Raw genomic sequence first — 17971 nt, 5'->3', positions numbered from 1 at the left:
ATGGCGCCGGAGACGACCCGAGCGCTCCAGCCCGCGACGTTGGTCGCTGATCATCCCGTCGCCCACCAGGCCGTCGACCTCGACGGCCTGGTGGGCGACGGCCCGTTCTCCTATTGCCGCGGCAAGCTGCTCAGTTCTCCACCGCAGACGGGCATCGTCATTCCCTGCAGGGATCTTTGCGACCGGGCAATCTTTGACGAAATCATTGGCCGATATGCGCAAAAGTTTCCAGGCAGCGACCGTCGTGCGATCGTCTCCATGTGGACGCTCTACTATTTCAGCATGCTGACGATCGCCCCCAGCCTCCACATGTTCGTGCACCGGATCGGGCTGCCGTTGGAGATCGACCGGCTTTCGCTCGTCTGCAACGAGCATACGGGCGAGCCGGAAGCATTCGTGATGTCCGAAAGACCAGACGTTACCACCGATCCCGCCGACGAGCTTCACCGGCTGATGCGCCGCCACGCCGAACCGGTGATCGCGGCGATCGCCGCCAATGCCGGCGTCGCTCCGAAGCTTCTCTGGAACAATGTCGCGGCGTATCTCTCCTGGATTCTCAAGGAGCTCGCCCATCGTCACGAGCCCGGCCTCGTCGAAGGCGGCCTGGCGCTGCTTGAAGAAGCTGCATGGCCATGCGGCGGGCGTAATCCGATGTTGGGCATGATCCGCATAGCGCGCCAGCAATGCGGACTGGAGTTCGCTCGCCGAAAGGTCTGCTGCCTGCGCTACAATCTGCCGGGCGTGGGTGGCTGCGGCGAAGCGTGTCCGCTGCCGGAAGGGCGCCATTAGCTCCTATCGGCTCGCCAAGGTCCTGAAGAGACGATGGATGGCAGTCGGCGATGACGAGAAGGGCCGCTCCGATGTACCGCGCTGCTCATTGCCAACGCGCCAGGCAGAAAGTCCTGTCGCCTCAAAACACGGCTTCACCTGCCTCAACGTCGGCGAGCGGCTTGACCATGAACAGGCATGGATGATCCTCGTGCCAGAGCTTTGCAAAGACCTCCGCCCGCACAAAGCCGTTCCGGTCATAGAAGCGCCGCGTCGCCTCGAACTGCGGTTCGTCGCGGTCGCGCGGGGCGAGAGTCTTGACGGTCAGCAGTCGGGCACCCGATTCATGGCCGAAACGTTCGGCCGCATCGATGAGATGGCGTCCGGCGCCGCGACCGTGATGTTCGGGTCGTGTCGCAATCAGCGCGATCTCGACGGCGCCGGGCGGGTGCGGCTTCAAGGCCATCAACGCAGTCACGACGTCGGCTTCGACATAGCCGAACACCGGTAGGTCTTCGATCGCCTGAGCGCTCGCTTCGATGACCTCAGGTTCTGAAAACCAGTCGGGCAAAGCCCCCATGATCGATCGGCAGAGCTCCGCCTTGCCCGTCAGGATCTCCACTGTCCTTCCCATTTTTTCTCGCTTTCATCAGGTCGATTTAAACTTGACTCTTGTTATCACCTTAAAATAGACACTGCAATCAAATCGTGTACTTTCCTCGAAAAAGGAACGCCAAGACCGCATCGACCAGCACCGACAGAGCCTGATTTTCCATTTGTAAAAAGGGTACAGGACAATGCACACATTGCATCGTGATGTGAACGGAAATGCCGTGGTCAACGCCATGATCGAAAACAAGGAAAAACTCCTCAAAACGATTGAAAGCGTTGTCAAATCAAAGTCATATTCCGAGGATATATTTCAGGATGGAGTCATTAAAGCCTATGGAGTCAAAACCGACGGCATTCGTTGCCCGATCGGTTACGCCTTCCGGATGGTCTATAATCTCGCACTCGACGAGAGCCGCCGGCGACGTCAGCAGATGAACAACTATAGGTCGATCGACCAGGTTCAGGAGATCACGGCTCCCATCCCCACCGTGCTCGACCAGCTTGTCGCCGCCGAGACTTTGCGCAATGTGCTTGCTTCGCTAGAGGCGCTGCCGAAGCGAACCAACGATGCCTTCATTCGCCATCGCCTCAACGGCGTGCCGCAGAAGGATATTGCAGCCGAACTCGGCGTCTCAAGGACCCTCGTCAACTTCATGATCAAGGCGGCAGAGGAGCATTGCCATCTGGCAATTACTGAGCCTGCTTCCCGCCCCGACCATGCGCACCGACAGGACCCTACCGCTTCGCGGCGTGCAGCGCCTGCTGCAAATCACTCCACAACAGTTCCGGCTCTTCCAGGCCAACGGCGAAACGAACCGTCTGCTCGCTCACACCGAACCGGATGAAGGAGGTCATCCGGTCGGGGATCTGCAACGCGACCTTGGCGGGGACCACCAGCGTTTCTGGTCCCCCCCAGCTGACACCGAGGCGGATATCGCGAAGGCTATTCACAAAACGGGCGACATCGATATCGGGATTGAGGTCGAAGGCGAACAGCCCGGCATAACCCGTGAGCGTTGCCCGTCCGGGATGCTCCTGGAATGCCGGGTGACGAACGCGTGCGATCGCAGAATGTTCCTTCAGCCGCCCGGCCAACAATAGCCCGCTGCGCTCGTGCTCCTTGAGACGGACACGAAGCGTGCGCATGCCGCGCAGCAGCAGCCAGGCCTCGAACGGTGACAGTTTGGCGCCGACATAGGGGTAGGATATTGAATTGATCCTGGCGATGGCCTCCTTCGAGCCGACGACGACGCCGGCGACCGTATCGCTGTGACCGCCGAGATATTTCGAGGCGGCGTGAATGACGATATCGACGCCATGCTGGATCGGTTTTTGAAAGAGCGGCGTTGCCCAGGAATTGTCGATGATTGTGGTAACACCGGCCTCCTTTGCCATGGCCGACAGCGCCGCAATGTCCTGAAGCTCGAAGACGAAGGATGTGGGGTTTTCGAGGTAGAGCAGCTTGGCGCCCGACAGGGCCTTGCGGACCTCGTCGTGGTCGGCAGGATCGACGAAGTCCACCGCGACACCGAGCCTGCCGAGCAGCTTCACCAGAAGGCGGTAGACATCGTTGTAGAGATGGCGAACCGCAACGACCCGGTCTCCCGCCTCAACGAGACTGAGAATTGTCGAAGTAATGGCGGCCGTTCCGCTCGAGAAAGCGCGTCCATCCTCTGCGCCCTCGAGGCGGGCGACCAGGAGTTCGAATTCTCGGACGGTCGGATTGTCGCCGCGCGAATAGATGTAGTTGCGAGTGCGGCCGGCGAAGACATCCTCCATCGCCTCGTAACTGTCGTAGGTGAAGAGCGACGTCTGGAAGATCGGCGGAGACACGGCGTTGAATGCCGCCGGATCGACAGGCGTAAAGAGATCGTCAGCGGCCGCATGGGCGCCAAGGTCGTGCGGGTTGATCGACTGGTTCATGGTCATCCTCTCATGGACAAAAGCTGGGATATGGACGGATGGAGGTCAGATGATCGGCAGCGCGCTGCCGGAGCGCGCTGAACGTCCTCATCAGGCAGACGGCCGACAGCAGGCCGGTCAGGGTAGAAGCCAGGAACGTTGCTGCCAGCAAGCCTGAAAAGCCGAAGTACGGCGGCAGGAGAGCCAGCAGCGGAAAGAGAAGATAGCCATTCTGCGCCAGGCCGATGGCAACCGCCGCTTTCGGTCTGCCCTGAGCCTGGAAGAGGATCAGCACCGTTTGCCGCAGGCCGAACAGCAGAAGGGGAAGATGGGTTGCTATGATCACCTGCCCCGCGATCCCGATCACCGTCGCATCGTCGGTGAAAAACGAGGCAAGCTGTTCGGAGAAGGCGAGCGCGGCCAGCCCGTAAGTGCCACTCACCGCAGTAGTGACCGCTGTCAGGATGCGGGCTGCCGACAGCACTCGGACTGTATCGCCTCGACCCCAGGCAAAGCTCAGGATGGACTGGGCCCCGAGTGAAATACCGATGACGGGGAGTGTTCCCATAGCAAGCAGCCGCAAGGCAATCCCGACACCGGCAATGCCGGCTTCTCCGTGATAGGTGCCGGCGAGCGACACCATTGCCGCAATCGCGCCTGCGGTTGCGAGACTGGTCAGCGTCGTCGGCGCGCCCACAGCAAGGACAGGCCTGAGATAACCGATATCTCTCCACCGCCAGCCAAACGCCAGCCGGACCGTCCCAAGTCGTCTGGCGTGGTAAGCAGCATAAATGCAAAGTGCGACGAGTTGGGACAGGATGGTTGCGATCGCAACGCCCTGCAGGCCGAGGCCGAAGCCAAAGATCATGATCGGATCGAGGATCATGTTCAGCGCAAAGCAGGCGACCAGCGTCCACATGCTGAAGCGGGCATTGCCCTCTGCGATCGCCAGGAAATCGAGAATGATCTGCGCCATCGTCAGCGGCACCGAGACCGCAATGATCATCAGATATTGCTGCGCGAGCGGCTGAAGGGCAGGCGTGGCGCCGAACAGCAGCAAATCTGGAAATGCGAGGATTGCGATGGCGCTTGCCGCGCCGAAGGCGACGCCGGCAGCAAGGCTAACGGAGGCAATGGCGCCAGCCCGGGATCGGTTGCCGGCTCCGAGCGTCCGCCCGACCTCGGTTGCGACACCGACGCCGATCCCTTCGCCGAAGGCGGCGACGAGCATGAGGACCGGCAGGACGATCATGATCGCCGCGATCTGGTCCTCACCGATCATTCCGATGAAGATCATGTTGATCGTGTGATGGGCGGCGTTGATCGACAGGCCGAACATTGCCGGCAGTCCAAGCCGAAGCAGCAGTCTGAAAAGCTGGGGACTGGCAAGGTCCTCCGGTGCGAGGCGCTGCCGTCTCCGAAAGCTGCCGCTTGCGTCGCTCATGTCGTTCATGACGCGGGCACCCAGAGACGATCACCGAAGAAGCGCTCGCGGCCGAGCATCACGAGGAGCGCCCGCTTGTGCGGAAAATCGAAATGCTTGACCTTGGCAAAACCCGAGCGGTCGAGGTTGCGGATCTGCTGTTCGTGACTGGCGCGCGGCTCGCCGACGATGCGCTTCGTGCGCGGATCGTCGAGGAAGATGAAATGCATCAGCGAAGGAAGCCATGCGCTGATCCATTTCTTGCCGCGATAATCGGGCTCGCCGATCGCCACATGCCATCCACGATCATAGTCGTCGGCGTCGTAAAAGGGACCGAGACGGTTCTCCTTTGCCCAGTAGACTTCGAAATAGCCGAAAGGGATATCCGCGAAACTGCCGATCAGCGGCAGGACATGCGGATCGGCGATCCTCTCCTCCAGAATCTCCCGATGTTTGCCGATCGAGCCTGCATCCTCCCAGATCGTGTTGACCTGTTCGTCGTTCATCCAGCGATGAAATGCTGCAAGATCGGTCTCGGCATCGGCCACGGTGAAGGCTATTTCCCGTTCCAGCCAGGGGATGAAACGCTGGTAGACCGTGCCCTTCGGCTTTGCAGGTCGGCGCGGATGATACCGGCCCGCGGTCATCTCCTGCACGGGCGGCAGCGGATAGGACAGCTGCGGCAGCCAGAGCGATGGCCATTGCCATAGGATCGCCGAATCGAGCCTTCCGCCTGTGCCGGCAATGTGTCTGGGAAGGCTTGTCTGATGCCCTTCGAAGACGACTGATGTAATCGAGCGATCTTGTGCCGTCACCGCTTCGGCGGCCGCCATCAGAAGCTCCGGCGATTGCACCGGATCCCCATGATAGAAGGTCACCGACGCTATGCCGGCCTCGACCTCGAATGCGGCTTCGTGGTGGCCGTAGGCGGTCTTGAGGTGAATGAGATTGGGTGCAAGGCTGATGTAGCTGCGCGACTGCAAAGCGCGCCTTTGTTTGGCGGCGTCGAAATCCATGATGTTCTCCTTGCCGGTCGGGCTTTTAGCGCTGCGAGCATGAAGAAAGCTCCTGCGTCGATTTGGTAGAATGACGATCCATCTCCGGCCGGATTTAGGGATAAGCGAAGAAAAAAATTCTCATCAATTTTCTAAACTGCAGCCTGCCGGATCCGTCACTTGCGCATGACCATCATCACCGCAGGAGCTGCGAATGGATAATCTTGAGCCTCACGACGATCTTTGGATCGCCGTCATCGACACCGAGCGTCGCTACTCGGTCTGGCCGCAGGACAAGCGGATTCCCTTGGGCTGGGAGCCGGCGGGCTTTGCCGGTTCGCGCCAGCAATGCCTGGCGCATATCCGTGACGTCTGGGCGGACCCGCGCCCTCTCTCTTTGCGCTCGGCAATCGCCGGCGACGCGCGTCTCTGAAACCGGCTGGATGACACGGATGAACAAGCAGATCACAAACTTCGCAGATGCCCACCCGACCGATATCGCAACGGACGCGGTCTTCGAGAGCTTTCCACTGACGATCGCCCAGAAGCGTATCTGGTCGCTGGAGCAGATCGGCAACTACACGGTCTTTCCCGACCAGGTCATTTCGCTGCGATTGAGCCCGGCGTTCGACGTCAAGACGATTGCCGGCGCCTGCCGGACGCTGGTGGCGCAACATCCCTCCCTTGCCACCCGGTTCCGCCGGCTGGCGGGCGGGCGCGTCGAACAGTACTGCGGCACACTAAATGCTGTACCGATCGAGATTGTCGGTGAAGGTGCTGCGCTTGCCGAGCAGCATGCATTGACCGCACAGAAAGCCTTCCGCGACAGACGCTTCGATCTTCTTGCCGGTCCGCCGGCACGTGTTCAGATTGTCTTGCTTGCGGATGGACAGTCGCTTCTGACGATCGTGATTCATCCAATCATCTCAGACGATCGCGAGAAGTCGATTCTTACCGGCTCCCTGACGCGAAGTCTCGATGGCGGACCCACCCGCGATACGCAGCTACCAGATATCTTGGCCGGAACGCGAGAGGCCGATTGGCTGCAGACAGAGCAGGCGCAGCAATCCCTCTCCTACTGGCGGCAAACGATCGGCCTCGACTACGCGGCCACGACCTTTCCCACCCGCTTCAACAGTGGCGGGCTGGCAGGTGTGGCACGCGCTCAGCATCGATTTTCGATCGAGCCCGGTCTCTGGGAAAAGCTCGATCGACATGTGCAGCAAAAGGGATATCAGGTCGAGCGCGTGTTGCATGCCGCCTTTTGCGCGCTGCTGGCACGCTACAGCGGCAACTACGCTTTGCTGACCGGGCTCCTGATCGCGCGGCCGCAGAAGGACCACCTTGCGAACCGCGGCCGTGCCGAACAGATCCTTCCCCTCACCCTATCGCTAACATCCAGAAATTCGCTCGACGATGTCATCTCTGCGATCACTTCGGTAACGCAGGAGGGGCTTCGCCGGCTGGTTCCGCTGGAGCGCATCACCCAGGAACTGGTCGTCGACGAAGCGGCGGCCCAGGAAGCCGTGGTCAAAGCCCTGTTCGAATTCCGCGAGCCGTATCCGATCCCCGGGCACGCAACAAATCTGGAGCCCCTGGGCGCGCGCGCCGACAGCGAGCTTTCCCTGGTGATCGAAGCAGGTCTGGATGGTGCTGCATCCGGGCTGATCGATTATGCACAGGATCTCTATGACAGCGCCGTGATTGCCCGTGTCTCCCGGCATTTCATCCTTGTGCTCGAGCAGATCGTTGCGCGGCCGAACGTGCGGATCAAGGACATCGAACTTGTGGGCAGCGACGAGCTCGACCAGTTGTCGGCGCCCTACGAAGATGACGTGGTCAACGATGACAGGCCGGTCCACGAGCTGATATCAGCCCATTCGCGCCAGACGCCGGAGAAGACGGCGATTGTCTACGGTGACGAGGAATGGAGCCATGGCTGGCTAGAGGCCGGCACCAACCGTCTCGCACATCGGTTGCGTCAGCTGGGTGTTCGCGCCGAGGTGACGGTCGCCATCTTCATCAAGCGCTCGCCAGAGGCAATCGTCGGGATCCTCGCGACGCTGAAGGCGGGCGGCGCCTATATCCCGGTCGAGCCCGACCATCCGCCGGCACGCAACCATCACATTCTGCGCGATGGCGGTGTCAAAATCGTTCTGACCCACAGCTGGCTTCGCCATCGGCTGCCGGAAGAGCTCGACGCCACTATCCTCGACCTCGACAAGATCGACCTCGACGGCGAGCCGGATACGCCGCTCGATATTCCCACTCACAAGGATCAGCTGGCCTATGTCATGTATACCTCCGGATCGACCGGATTGCCGAAGGGCGTGGCCGTCGAGCACGGCCCGCTGACGCACCATCTGCAGAACACCTCGCGTGTCTATGGCATGAGCTCGGCGTCCCGTGAGCTGCCGTTCCTGCCTTTCAGTTCGGACGGCGGGCACGAGCGATGGATGAACCCGCTGATGGAGGGCGGCAGTATCATCCTTCCCGATCAGCCACTGTGGACGCCGGAAGAGACATTGACGGCCATGCGCAAGCACGGCGCCAACAATGCCAGCATTCCCACAACCTATCTGCAGCAGCTGGCGGAATGGGCTGATATTTCAGACGGCGCGCCCCCAATGCGCCTTTATTCCTTCGGTGGCGAGGGGCTGGCGCAACCGACCTTCGATCTGCTGTCGCGGGCGCTGAAATCGGAATGGCTGATCAACGGCTACGGGCCGACCGAAACCATCATGACGCCGATGGTCTGGAAGGTGAGGGCGGGCACGAAGTTCCAGGGGGTCTATGCTCCCCTCGGTCGCGCTGTCGGGTTAAGGCGCGTCTATGTGCTCGACCCTGACCTCAATCCGTGCCCGATCGGCGTGACAGGCGAACTCTATATCGGTGGTGAGGGCATCGCACGCGGCTATCTCGGCAAGCCGGATACGACGGCGGACCGCTTCATCCCCGATCCGTTCTTCACGGAGGGCGGCCGGCTTTATCGTTCCGGCGATCTGACGCGTTGGCGTGATGACGGAACCGTCGAATTCGTCGGTCGTGTCGACCATCAGGTGAAGCTTCGTGGCTACCGGATCGAGCTCGGCGAGATCGAAGCGGCGCTCCTGCAGCAACCCGGCGTCGGCGAGGCTCTGGTCGTCCTGCGCGATGACGATGCCGGCGGTGAAAAGGCGCTCGTTGCCTACGTCGTTCCGAAGAAAGACGAGACGCTTGACGTCGAGACGACCCGCACCGCCCTCGAACGCAGCTTGCCGTCCTATATGGTGCCGGCTGCGGTGGTCGAACTGGAAAAAATGCCGACCAATCCGAACAGCAAGCTCGATCGATTTGCGCTGCCGGCGCCACAACCGGTCAAGCGCGCAATCGTCGAGCCGGCAACCGTGCTCGAAGAAGAGGTGCTGGATGTCTGGCGGCAGGTACTCAAGTTGGAAGCAATCAGCGTCGAGGACAATTTCTTCGCGATCGGCGGCAATTCGCTCGGAGCGATCCGTATTCTTTCCTTGCTCCGGCAGCGCCGGCCGAAAACCCCGCTCATCGTCGCCGATATCTTCAACAACCCGACCATTCGCTCGTTTGCCGGCGTGATGGAGCAGGGGGATCAACGGGATCTCTCCGAGGTGATCGTGCTGCGCGCTTCCGGCGCCAAGCCGCGGCTCTACTGCTTCCCGGGGCTTCTCGTCAGCACCCGCGAATATGTCAAGCTCGTCGACTATCTCGGAGCCGATCAGCCGGCGACCGGCTTCATATGCCACTCGCTCTCCGAGAAAAAGGCAGTCGGCGCTCCGGTCGAAGAGATCATCGAGAGCTATGTCGATTATATCGGGACACACAGTCAGGGCGCGCCCTGCTATTTCCTCGGCTGGTCCTGGGGCGGGCTTCTGGCCTACGAGGCTGCCCGCGCCCTCGGTGATCAGGTCGACGTCAGGATGATGGCGATGGTCGATGTTTGCGATCTCGGATCGGAATTTGCGATCGGCGCAAAGCCGAGGTTCCGGCCCGGCGAGCGCGATGAGCTTCATCGAGACGTGCAGGCATGGCTTGGAAGAACGGCGATGCGTCCCGAATGGGACCGGCTGCTGTCGACGATGGACGCGGATACCTACGACCAGTTCCTGCGTTTTGTCGGCGACGAAAAGGACCCGCTTCCAAACGACGGGCCCGATATCAGCAGTCGTGAGCATACGTTTTGGGTGCTGATCGACAATGCCCTGATCTTCCGCAAGCACCGGCTCGTTCCTCACGATGTACCGATCTATCCCTGGGCTGCCGACGACAGCCTCAACCGCGGCCTCAACCTGATCGACTGGCGCCGCCTGTCGCCGCGGGCGCATGCGGCCGAAATCATCACCGGCACCAACCATCTGCACATGATCGGGTCTCCCGCCTTCCACTCAAGGCTTGCCCTGCGTCTCAAGGAAACAGAGAAGGATATCGCATGACCGTCGCTTTTGCCCGCAGGGATGCCGAGCCGCTGGATATTGCTGGCATCGGCATCGGCCCCTCCAATCTGAGCCTCGCCTGCCTGTTCGAGTCGGTGCCCGAGATCAGAAGCCGTTTCTTCGAGCGACGAGACTCCTTCGACTGGCATCCCGGCATGATGATGCCCGGCGTCGAGCTGCAATCGTCCTTTCTGAAAGACCTCGTCACCCCGGTCCTGCCGACCAGCCGCTGGTCATTCGTCTCCTATCTGGTTGCCCATAAGAGGCTCTACGCTTTCCTGAACGCCAATTATGAGGCCGTTCCCCGGCAGGAGTTTGCACGTTATCTCGCCTGGGTCGCCAACGGCGTGGACGGCCTGCGCTTTGGCACGGAAATCCGCGACGTCGAGCACCGCGACGACCGCTTCTTCCTGCGGTTCGACAACGGACAGGAAGAAGCGCGAAACCTGGTGATCGGCACGGGATCTTCACCCTTCGTGCCCGACTGGGCAAAACCGTTTCTAGGGGCCGATTGCTTTCATAACAGCGAGGCCAAATCGCGTCTCGGCGATCTCGGCACCGCCCGCATCGTCGTGGTCGGCGGCGGTCAAAGCGGCGGCGAGGTCGTCGAAGCCTTGCTTGGCGATCCCGGTTCCATGACGGAGCTGACATGGATCAGCCGGCGTCATAATTTCGAGCCGATCAACGATACGCCGTTTTCGAACCAGGTCTTCTCACCGGAATACGTCCAGGCCTATCTGAAGCTCGGCGGCGAGCAGAAGCAGGCCGCTTTGAAGAACTCGATCCTGACCAGCGACGGCTTGTCGATTTCGACGATTCACTCGATCTATCGCCGCCTCTATGCGTTGCGCTACCTCGAGCCGAGCACGCTCAATGCCTCTCTGGCGCCCAATCGCGATGTGATCCAGATGGAGCGGAACGGCAATGCCTACCGGCTCATCGTCAGGAACCAATTCGACGGCGGGATCGAGGTGCTGCATGCAGATGCGGTGGTGCTGGCAACCGGCTACCGGTTCCGATTGCCGGATGCTCTCGGCTCGCTGGGCGACAGGATAACGCTCGACAGAAACGGCTATCCGCTTCTCAATGACGACTACACGATGCAGTGGACGGGTCCGCGGACCAACCGGGTGTTTGCGCAGAATGCGGGGCGCTATTCGCACGGTATCGCCGACTCTCAGCTCAGCCTCATGGCCTGGCGCAGCGCAACCATCGTCAACACGCTTATCGGCCGGCAGCATTTCGATGCTGAACCCGACAATGGGCAACTGGCCTGGGCGACGGAGACCGCTGCCGCAATGCCTCATCAGCTCCGAGCCGGCTATTCGGACGGCATGTTATCGTCCTGAAATAGGCGTATCGAAATGCCGGGGAGCCCCGATTGAGAGCAAGCAGCCAGCGCGACGACGTGCTGGCTGCCGCTTTCGACCAGACGGTGATGCCATCGTCGATCGCGATCGCCGCCTGTTATGACAGGGATGCCATCCTTCCAGGAAAAGGCGACGTTGCGAGGATCCACGCGCAGCCCGACGCCGAGTGCCTTTAGATGGCTCTCCTTCAGCGTCCAGAGTGCAATGGCGCCCCGTGCACTTTCGCGCGCAGGCAATTCCGCGAGCCAGCGCCGTTCGTCTGCACTGCAATAGCTATCCACTGCCGCCTCTTCGATCTCGGCGTCGGCGCGTTCGCAGTCTATTCCCACGTAATCACATCCTGAAGCGACCGCGACCGCCACAAGCCCGTCGGCATTGGCGAGGCTGAATTGCGGCCTATCACGACCCTCAAGCCTCAGCTTGCCGTGCCTGTCTGGAGACAATGGGACCTTGCTCGGCGATATCCCGGTCTGCAGGCTCAACAGTTGCCGCAAGAGATACCGGCCGGCAATGAACGATGCCCGATCTCGTTCAAACCGATAGGTCGCGGCGCGATCCCGTTCATCCGATGAAAGCGACTGCATCCAGCGGTTCCAGTCGCTTTCGTTCTTGGAATACTGCCAGAGCGCTATTTCAATGTCGGCAGGTTGGTTTTCTGATTGCTGCATGGACCCAGTATGTGTTCCGTGGATCGATTGGCAAGCATGCAGGTGCTTGCCGACGTCGCGTACGGCAGGAGAGCTGCGTGAGCGGATCGGCGTTTCCCGTCCTGAAGGCGATTGGCATTCCAGCGCTCGTTCTCGATGGCGAAGATGACGAGATCGTGCCGATCCGAATCAATGTCGACCGATCCTTTTCTTGGTATCGAGCCCCGACGTGCTGAGATTTTTCGCTCGCCATGGCTGCTATTTCCTTGGATTTCCAGGAACTTTAAGTCGCATGGCGCTGAATTGATCGCGGAAGTATGGATCTGCTTAGGAGATCTGAGGAAATAAAGCGGGATCATTGTTTAGTTAATACTAAATTATTGAATCTGGTGCGAGATCTTGGCATCAACCGGCAAGCCGGTCGTCCCAAGTACCTTCGAGGAGACCCGCATGAAGCGCCCGAGCATCAAGCAAGCTCTGATCTTAAAGCTGTCGATCATCAGTCTGTTCATGATTGGCCTGTCCTATGTCTCGCTAAGCACGATCTCGACACTTCGTGCCAATACTGAGCAGATCGGGACCTTCTGGATGCAGCGGCTTGTGACGGCTCGCGAGATCAAGGATAATTTCCTCGACCTGAAAACGGTCTATGCCCAGTATCTCCTGGAGGACACAGCGGAGGAGCGGAGGGTCGGACAGCAAAAAATCGACGCCGCCGGCACCGCGCTCGAGAAAGTTGTCGCTGAATACGAAAAGGGCGTGCGCACCGAGCGTGGGCGCGAACTGATCAATCTGATCAAGCCGGAACTCGCCAAATATCGCGCGCTGTCAGAGCAAATGACCGCGTTTGAAAATGACGGGAAGACGCCTGAAGCAATCCGCCTCTTCAAGGAAAATATGGAGCCGCAAGCCGAGCTGGTGAACAAGGCGGTGGCGGATCTGGTCGCTTTCATTCTCAGCCAGGCCGAAGGCTTTGTGACCGCAAGCGGTGATTCTGCGCAATCCGCTTTCATGCTGACGGCCGCGATCGCAGGGCTGGCCGTGCTTCTTGCCATTGCCGGCATCTTCTTTGCGATATCGGGCATCGCCAACCCGATCCGAAGCATCGCCTCCGCCATGAGGCGCTTGTCGGATGGCGATCTTGACAGTGATATTCCCTATGCCGGTCGCGCCGATGAAGTCGGCGAAATGGCCGGCGCGGTCGAAATCTTTCGTCAGAACGCCCTCAACGTCGTCAGGCTCGAGAAGGAAGCCGCTGAATCCCGCAGCGAGAGCGAGGCAGCGCGCGCCGCCGCCCAGCAGCGCGCCGAACGCGAGGCGGAACAATTGCGCTTCGCGACCACGACATTGGGCGGAGGCCTCCGGCGGCTTGCAGCAGGCGACATATCCTTCCAGCTTTCGGAGCAATTTGCGGCCGAATACGAAGCCTTGCGCGAAGACTTCAACGCTTCGCTCCGGCAATTGGGCGCGACGATCGGCGCAGTGCTCCAGACGGTACACAGCATAGACAACGGTACCGGGGAGATTGCATCGGCGGCGCAGGATCTTTCCAAGCGTACCGAACAACAAGCCGCCTCTCTCGAGGAGACGGCCGCAGCCTTGGACGAGATCACGTCGAATGTGACGATGGCGACCAAACGCACCGACGAGGCACGCAATGTGGCCAAAGAAGCCGATATCAGCGCTCAGCGGTCGGCAAGTGTGGTCTCGGAGGCGGAACAGGCCATGCGACGCATCGAGGAAAGTTCACAGCAGATTTCCAACATCATTAGTGCAATTGATGAGATCGCCTTCCAGACGAACCTCTTGGCGTTGAATGCCGGCGTTGAGGCTGCCCGTGCGGGTGAGGCGGGCAAAGGCTTTGCAGTGGTCGCCCAGGAAGTCCGTGAGCTTGCCCAGCGCGCCGCTCAAGCGGCCAAGGAGATCAAGGGCTTTATTCAAAAGTCATCAACTGACGTGGAAAATGGCGTGAAACTGGTTCTCGAAACCGGAACGTCGCTGAAGTCGATCGGTGAGTACGTCGTGCACATCAACCAACTCATGGATGCGATTGCCACATCGGCGCGTGAGCAGTCGACGGGACTTGCCGAAATCAACACGGCCGTCAATCAGATGGACCAGGCGACCCAGCAAAATGCGGCGATGGTCGAGCAGTCGACGGCTGCCGTTGCCTCATTGTCCTCCGAGGCAGGCCGTCTGCGGGATCTGGTCAACCAGTTTCAATTGGACGGCGACAAAGGCGCGGCGGACGGACAGCGCAGCGGACGGGCCTTCGAAGGCAACAGGCCAATCCACTTGGTCGCTTCGCGGCGCGTGACGCAAAGATGACGCGCGGCGCACGTCAGATCAGGTACACGCGACAACTTGGACAGCCCTTGGCAAATACGCCGGGCTAGACTTCCACCTTCATCGACCTGATCAGCGCTTCTCGCGAAGCAAGACCTGTCATTGCGCGATCACCCATCTCGTGCGCGACGAGATTGAGCAAACCTTCACAGAACACGATGTAGGCCCCCATGCTATTGCTGAAAAAGCTGCTCGTGTGGGGAATGAAAAATGCGTGTTGCGACGGCCCAACGAGGGGGGAGGCACGCGTGTCCGTCACCGCTATGACGGCGAGGCCGAGTTTGGCTGCGACTTCTGCCACGTTCGCGACACTGCGTGTGTATGGCGCGCAACTCGCCACGACCACGACGTCGCCCTTCTCGAGTTGTGCCAAGGCTTCGGCAACACCAAGGCGAGGCGCATCCAGAAGCGAGACGTCGCTCCGCAACATCCCCAGACCATAGGTCAGAAAGCTTGCAAACGCGTGGAATTGACGGACACCGTGGACCCTCACGCGGCGGGCGTTTGCAAGCAGGCCGGCGGCTTCAAGCAGCGACTTGGGGTCAAGCTGCGTCAGGAAACCGTCGATGTTGTTCTTGGTCTCGAGACCGAGCCTGTCGAAGATATGCAGCTCCTCCTCGCTGTCTTCCTTCGTGGAAAGAAGACGCCCCGCCTGCCGGCTATAGAAGTACCGATCGTCAGCGGAAAACGCCTGGCGGAAAACACTTTGCAAATCGCTGAACCCGGTAAAGCCGAGCTTCTGCGAAAGTCGCGTCAGGGTCGAAGGGTTCACCCCGAGGGTGTCGGCCAGTTCGGAAATGGTTCGAACCGCGGTCTGTTCCGGTGTGTCCACCAGCTTCGCCAACACGTCGAGAGCCTTGTTGCCGAGAGAGATGTTGGCGTTCTCACGGTTGATGCTCACCGTGAGGTTTCGGAGTTCCTCGATTGTCGCCGGTTTTGCAAATCCAGTCGCTCCATCCGTCAAAACCATGCGTCTGCCTCGATGTCACATTGTCGCGATCTTCAGGCCGGTATTTTCGAAACGTGCCGCCGATCCCGCGCTATCATAAACAGCCCAGTCGACGCTGTCCCTGCCGATTTTGAATACGGCGGTCGCAAGGGTGTTCTCGTTATCAGGATCGTCCGGCTGGACGCGGTAGATCGGAAGAATGCGATGTTCTTGATCCCATAGGACAGACAATGGTGCCGGCGGTTCGTCGTTTGCATCGAGAATATCCTGACCACGTTCCTGCCGTGAGCCGGACGACCCCGTTATGATTTGCGGCTCGAATGCCATCTCCACGTGGACAAGATGATTTGCATGGACGGCTGGGCTTGCGATTTCCGCGATCGAGCAGTTCGCATGCGTGAACTCGACGCTGACCAAGCGGGACTGCCCTGCCTGCGCCAGCGTGAAGTGGAACGCGCCGGAGCGCGGTGCCTCAGACAGTAAAGTCAGTGCGGCGTCGATCGTCGCGCAGTCGAGAACGGCGCGGCTCAGCACCATCCGCGGCAATCCATCTCCGGCAAGCGTTGAGCGGATGTTGTTCACGGTAAGCACGAGACCGCTACCATTGATCGCAAATGTATGGCCGGGTATCGATCCCGGATAGACGAATGCCGTGAATGGCTGACCCTGGTTCGGGGTGATGGTCGCCAGCGCGCATCGCGACCGCAGCCCCGGATCGCCGTCTTCGTTATGGGCTATGACCGGGAATGAACCCGGTATCTGGACCGTGGTGCAGCCATCCGGCGCCATCGCCCAGACGTCGCCCCGGCAGTTCCACGCAAAGACTTCGTCGAAGGGCAGCTCCATTCCGTCCGCCAGGCCTGAGAGTTCCTGCAGATACTGCGGATAACGCTCCTCGACCACTGACCTCGCCGCACGTATGCGGTCGTCGTGCCTGAGCGCCATGACCGTCGCCCATGCATAGGTCTTGACGAGGTGTCCGTGAACGAGGGACGCGCCATGACGACCGAGACCCCGTCCGATATCGTAGTGGCTTCCCGAAAGGGTCAGGCTGGCAAGGCGATAGTCTGTGTCAATGGACATGCTGCAGGAACTCGCGGAGGCGTGGATTTTCGGGGCTGTCGAGGAGAACGGCCGGATCGCCGTCAACGGCGATGTTGCCGTTCTCCATGAAGATCAGCCGGGTTCCGACCTTGCGGGCGAAACCGATTTCATGCGTCACCACGATCATCGTCATGCCCTCTTCGGCCAACGACTGCATGACGCGCAACACCTCATGACGCAGTTCCGGATCAAGCGCCGAAGTCGGTTCGTCAAACAACATCAGCTTCGGTTTGACCGCCAGGGCGCGAGCGATGGCGACACGTTGCTGCTGGCCTCCAGACAACTCCGACGGATAATGATGGCCGCGGTCCGCTAGCCCGACCTTTGCAAGCAGCGCCGTCGCCTGTTCGGTTGCGTCCGCCTTGCTCAGGTTGCGGACCCTGCGGGGTCCAAACGCAACATTCTCGAGCGCAGTCATCTGCGGGAACAGATTGAACTGCTGAAACACCATCCCAGCCTCCTGCCGGATCAGCCGGACCTTGGAACGGCTTTCCCGTACGCTGATTCCATCAACGATCAGATCGCCGCCGTTGATCTCCTCAAGCGCGTTGATGCAACGCAGCAGGGTGGACTTTCCGGATCCGGACGGGCCGATCAACACGACGACCTCACCTTCGTCAATCTTGAGATCGACGTCCTTCAAGACCGAAATCGGCCCAAAGTTCTTGGTGACATTTTTGAATTCGACGAGGCTCACAGGATTCGCATCCTTTTCTCGGTTACACGCAGGATGAGGGTCAGCGTTCCGGTCATGATCAGATAGAACACGGCAACGGCTGACCAGATTTCGACGGCGCGGAAGTTCGCCGCCATGATTTCCTGGCCCTGGCGGGTCAGTTCGCCCACACCGATGACGATGAACAGCGACGTGTCCTTCAAACTGACGATGAATTGATTTCCGAGCGCCGGGATCATGCGCCGGAAGGCTAGCGGTCCTATGACGTAGAACAGCACCTTCCAGAGCGGAAGACCCAGCGCGAGCCCGGCTTCCTTCAGTCCTTTGTGGATGGACAGAAACGATCCCCGGACGATTTCGGCGATATAGGCCCCGGCATTGACGACGATCGCGGTGATCGCCGCGGTGATCGGATTGATCCTGATATCGGCGACCAGCGGAAGCGCAAAATAGATGAACATCACCTGCACGACGATCGGGGTGCCACGGATGAGTTCGACATATATGAAAGCGATCACGTTCAGGACGACATTGCCATAGGCGCGCATCAGGCCGGCAACGATACCGATGATAAGGCCACCGACAAGCCCGGCTAGCGCGATCATGACCGTCAGCTGCGCGCCCTTGAACAGTTCCGGCAGCGCCTGCCAGACAACCGACCATTCGAATTCCATAGAAATCATCTCCATGCGAGGAAGGAGCGCCGGCCGAGCCGGCGCTGATAATCTCGTATT

The 17971-nt window shown here is 60.2% G+C and carries 15 protein-coding genes; 6 read left to right on the top strand and 9 right to left on the bottom strand.

Going from position 1 to position 17971, the window contains the following annotated elements; genetic code table 11:
• Window positions 1-789 carry a siderophore-iron reductase FhuF gene (fhuF, locus tag MOV76_RS01090; protein WP_247263598.1) on the top strand — a complete coding sequence of 263 codons (789 nt, stop codon included), beginning with the start codon at window positions 1-3 and terminating at the stop codon, window positions 787-789.
• 121 nt (window positions 790-910) lie between these two features.
• Here fhuF and MOV76_RS01085 read toward each other — a convergent pair whose 3' ends face one another.
• Complete coding sequence (locus tag MOV76_RS01085; RefSeq protein WP_018444677.1) at window positions 911-1402, bottom strand: GNAT family N-acetyltransferase; 492 nt, start codon at window positions 1400-1402, stop codon at window positions 911-913.
• Window positions 1403-1565: 163 nt separating this feature from the next.
• On the opposite strand from MOV76_RS01085, the gene MOV76_RS01080 reads away from it, so the two are divergent.
• Window positions 1566-2225, top strand: coding sequence for a sigma-70 family RNA polymerase sigma factor (locus MOV76_RS01080; protein ID WP_131714460.1), 660 nt, complete (start codon window positions 1566-1568; stop codon window positions 2223-2225).
• Here MOV76_RS01080 and MOV76_RS01075 read toward each other — a convergent pair.
• Genes MOV76_RS01075 through MOV76_RS01065 form a run of 3 tightly spaced genes read right to left on the bottom strand, consistent with a single transcriptional unit; the run spans window position 2116 to window position 5721 of the window.
• A complete protein-coding gene (locus tag MOV76_RS01075; protein WP_247263597.1) occupies window positions 2116-3303 on the bottom strand; it encodes a PLP-dependent transferase in 1188 nt (395 codons plus the stop codon). The two genes, MOV76_RS01080 and MOV76_RS01075, sit on opposite strands and share 110 nt — an antisense overlap.
• Before the next feature lie 10 nt (window positions 3304-3313).
• Window positions 3314-4735: an MATE family efflux transporter gene (locus MOV76_RS01070; RefSeq protein WP_193444903.1), complete on the bottom strand. Its 1422-nt coding sequence runs from the start codon at window positions 4733-4735 to the stop codon at window positions 3314-3316.
• A complete protein-coding gene (locus MOV76_RS01065) occupies window positions 4732-5721 on the bottom strand; it encodes a GNAT family N-acetyltransferase (protein WP_018245558.1) in 990 nt (329 codons plus the stop codon). Before MOV76_RS01065 ends, MOV76_RS01070 begins: the two co-directional genes overlap by 4 nt.
• A gap of 193 nt (window positions 5722-5914) precedes the next feature.
• Here MOV76_RS01065 and MOV76_RS01060 point away from each other — a divergent pair, with 193 nt between their 5' ends.
• The 3 genes from MOV76_RS01060 to MOV76_RS01050 are packed head-to-tail and all read left to right on the top strand — an operon-like array spanning window position 5915 to window position 11494.
• Window positions 5915-6133 carry an MbtH family NRPS accessory protein gene (locus MOV76_RS01060; protein WP_018071314.1) on the top strand — a complete coding sequence of 73 codons (219 nt, stop codon included), beginning with the start codon at window positions 5915-5917 and terminating at the stop codon, window positions 6131-6133.
• Between the two features lie 19 nt (window positions 6134-6152).
• Window positions 6153-10145, top strand: a complete 3993-nt coding sequence (locus MOV76_RS01055; protein WP_247263596.1) for an amino acid adenylation domain-containing protein — start codon at window positions 6153-6155, stop codon at window positions 10143-10145.
• Window positions 10142-11494 (top strand): lysine N(6)-hydroxylase/L-ornithine N(5)-oxygenase family protein, encoded by a 1353-nt coding sequence (locus tag MOV76_RS01050; RefSeq protein WP_018245560.1) that lies wholly within the window; start codon window positions 10142-10144, stop codon window positions 11492-11494. Before MOV76_RS01055 ends, MOV76_RS01050 begins: the two co-directional genes overlap by 4 nt.
• Here MOV76_RS01050 and MOV76_RS01045 read toward each other — a convergent pair.
• Window positions 11467-12183 carry a 4'-phosphopantetheinyl transferase superfamily protein gene (locus tag MOV76_RS01045; protein ID WP_018245561.1) on the bottom strand — a complete coding sequence of 239 codons (717 nt, stop codon included), beginning with the start codon at window positions 12181-12183 and terminating at the stop codon, window positions 11467-11469. The genes MOV76_RS01050 and MOV76_RS01045 overlap by 28 nt on opposite strands.
• Before the next feature lie 429 nt (window positions 12184-12612).
• Here MOV76_RS01045 and MOV76_RS01040 point away from each other — a divergent pair, with 429 nt between their 5' ends.
• A complete protein-coding gene (locus tag MOV76_RS01040; protein ID WP_018245563.1) occupies window positions 12613-14490 on the top strand; it encodes a methyl-accepting chemotaxis protein in 1878 nt (625 codons plus the stop codon).
• Window positions 14491-14554: 64 nt separating this feature from the next.
• Here the strand turns inward: MOV76_RS01040 and MOV76_RS01035 are convergent, their stop codons facing one another.
• The 4 genes from MOV76_RS01035 to glnP are packed head-to-tail and all read right to left on the bottom strand — an operon-like array spanning window position 14555 to window position 17911.
• Window positions 14555-15478 (bottom strand): MurR/RpiR family transcriptional regulator, encoded by a 924-nt coding sequence (locus MOV76_RS01035; RefSeq protein ID WP_018245564.1) that lies wholly within the window; start codon window positions 15476-15478, stop codon window positions 14555-14557.
• A 15-nt stretch (window positions 15479-15493) separates the two neighbouring features.
• A complete protein-coding gene (locus tag MOV76_RS01030; protein ID WP_018245565.1) occupies window positions 15494-16540 on the bottom strand; it encodes a C45 family peptidase in 1047 nt (348 codons plus the stop codon).
• Window positions 16530-17258 (bottom strand): glutamine ABC transporter ATP-binding protein GlnQ, encoded by a 729-nt coding sequence (gene glnQ / locus MOV76_RS01025; RefSeq protein ID WP_026188685.1) that lies wholly within the window; start codon window positions 17256-17258, stop codon window positions 16530-16532. Before glnQ ends, MOV76_RS01030 begins: the two co-directional genes overlap by 11 nt.
• Complete coding sequence (gene glnP / locus MOV76_RS01020; RefSeq protein ID WP_018444690.1) at window positions 17255-17911, bottom strand: glutamine ABC transporter permease GlnP; 657 nt, start codon at window positions 17909-17911, stop codon at window positions 17255-17257. The genes glnQ and glnP overlap by 4 nt, the downstream gene beginning before the upstream one ends.
• Window positions 17912-17971 lie beyond the last annotated feature (60 nt).

The sequence above is a fragment of the Rhizobium sp. PRIMUS64 genome, assembly GCF_023006465.1.
GTDB classification, from domain to species: Bacteria; Pseudomonadota; Alphaproteobacteria; order Rhizobiales; family Rhizobiaceae; genus Rhizobium; species Rhizobium leguminosarum.
This window is presented reverse-complemented; position numbering and strand designations above follow the sequence as displayed.

Coding starts and splice junctions, on each gene's coding strand:
- fhuF (WP_247263598.1), top strand. CDS start 1: ATGGCGCCGGAGACGACCCGAGCGCTCCAGCCCGCGACGTTGGTCGCT.
- MOV76_RS01085 (WP_018444677.1), bottom strand. CDS start 1,402: ATGGGAAGGACAGTGGAGATCCTGACGGGCAAGGCGGAGCTCTGCCGA.
- MOV76_RS01080 (WP_131714460.1), top strand. CDS start 1,566: ATGCACACATTGCATCGTGATGTGAACGGAAATGCCGTGGTCAACGCC.
- MOV76_RS01075 (WP_247263597.1), bottom strand. CDS start 3,303: ATGAACCAGTCGATCAACCCGCACGACCTTGGCGCCCATGCGGCCGCT.
- MOV76_RS01070 (WP_193444903.1), bottom strand. CDS start 4,735: ATGAACGACATGAGCGACGCAAGCGGCAGCTTTCGGAGACGGCAGCGC.
- MOV76_RS01065 (WP_018245558.1), bottom strand. CDS start 5,721: ATGGATTTCGACGCCGCCAAACAAAGGCGCGCTTTGCAGTCGCGCAGC.
- MOV76_RS01060 (WP_018071314.1), top strand. CDS start 5,915: ATGGATAATCTTGAGCCTCACGACGATCTTTGGATCGCCGTCATCGAC.
- MOV76_RS01055 (WP_247263596.1), top strand. CDS start 6,153: ATGAACAAGCAGATCACAAACTTCGCAGATGCCCACCCGACCGATATC.
- MOV76_RS01050 (WP_018245560.1), top strand. CDS start 10,142: ATGACCGTCGCTTTTGCCCGCAGGGATGCCGAGCCGCTGGATATTGCT.
- MOV76_RS01045 (WP_018245561.1), bottom strand. CDS start 12,183: ATGCAGCAATCAGAAAACCAACCTGCCGACATTGAAATAGCGCTCTGG.
- MOV76_RS01040 (WP_018245563.1), top strand. CDS start 12,613: ATGAAGCGCCCGAGCATCAAGCAAGCTCTGATCTTAAAGCTGTCGATC.
- MOV76_RS01035 (WP_018245564.1), bottom strand. CDS start 15,478: ATGGTTTTGACGGATGGAGCGACTGGATTTGCAAAACCGGCGACAATC.
- MOV76_RS01030 (WP_018245565.1), bottom strand. CDS start 16,540: ATGTCCATTGACACAGACTATCGCCTTGCCAGCCTGACCCTTTCGGGA.
- glnP (WP_018444690.1), bottom strand. CDS start 17,911: ATGGAATTCGAATGGTCGGTTGTCTGGCAGGCGCTGCCGGAACTGTTC.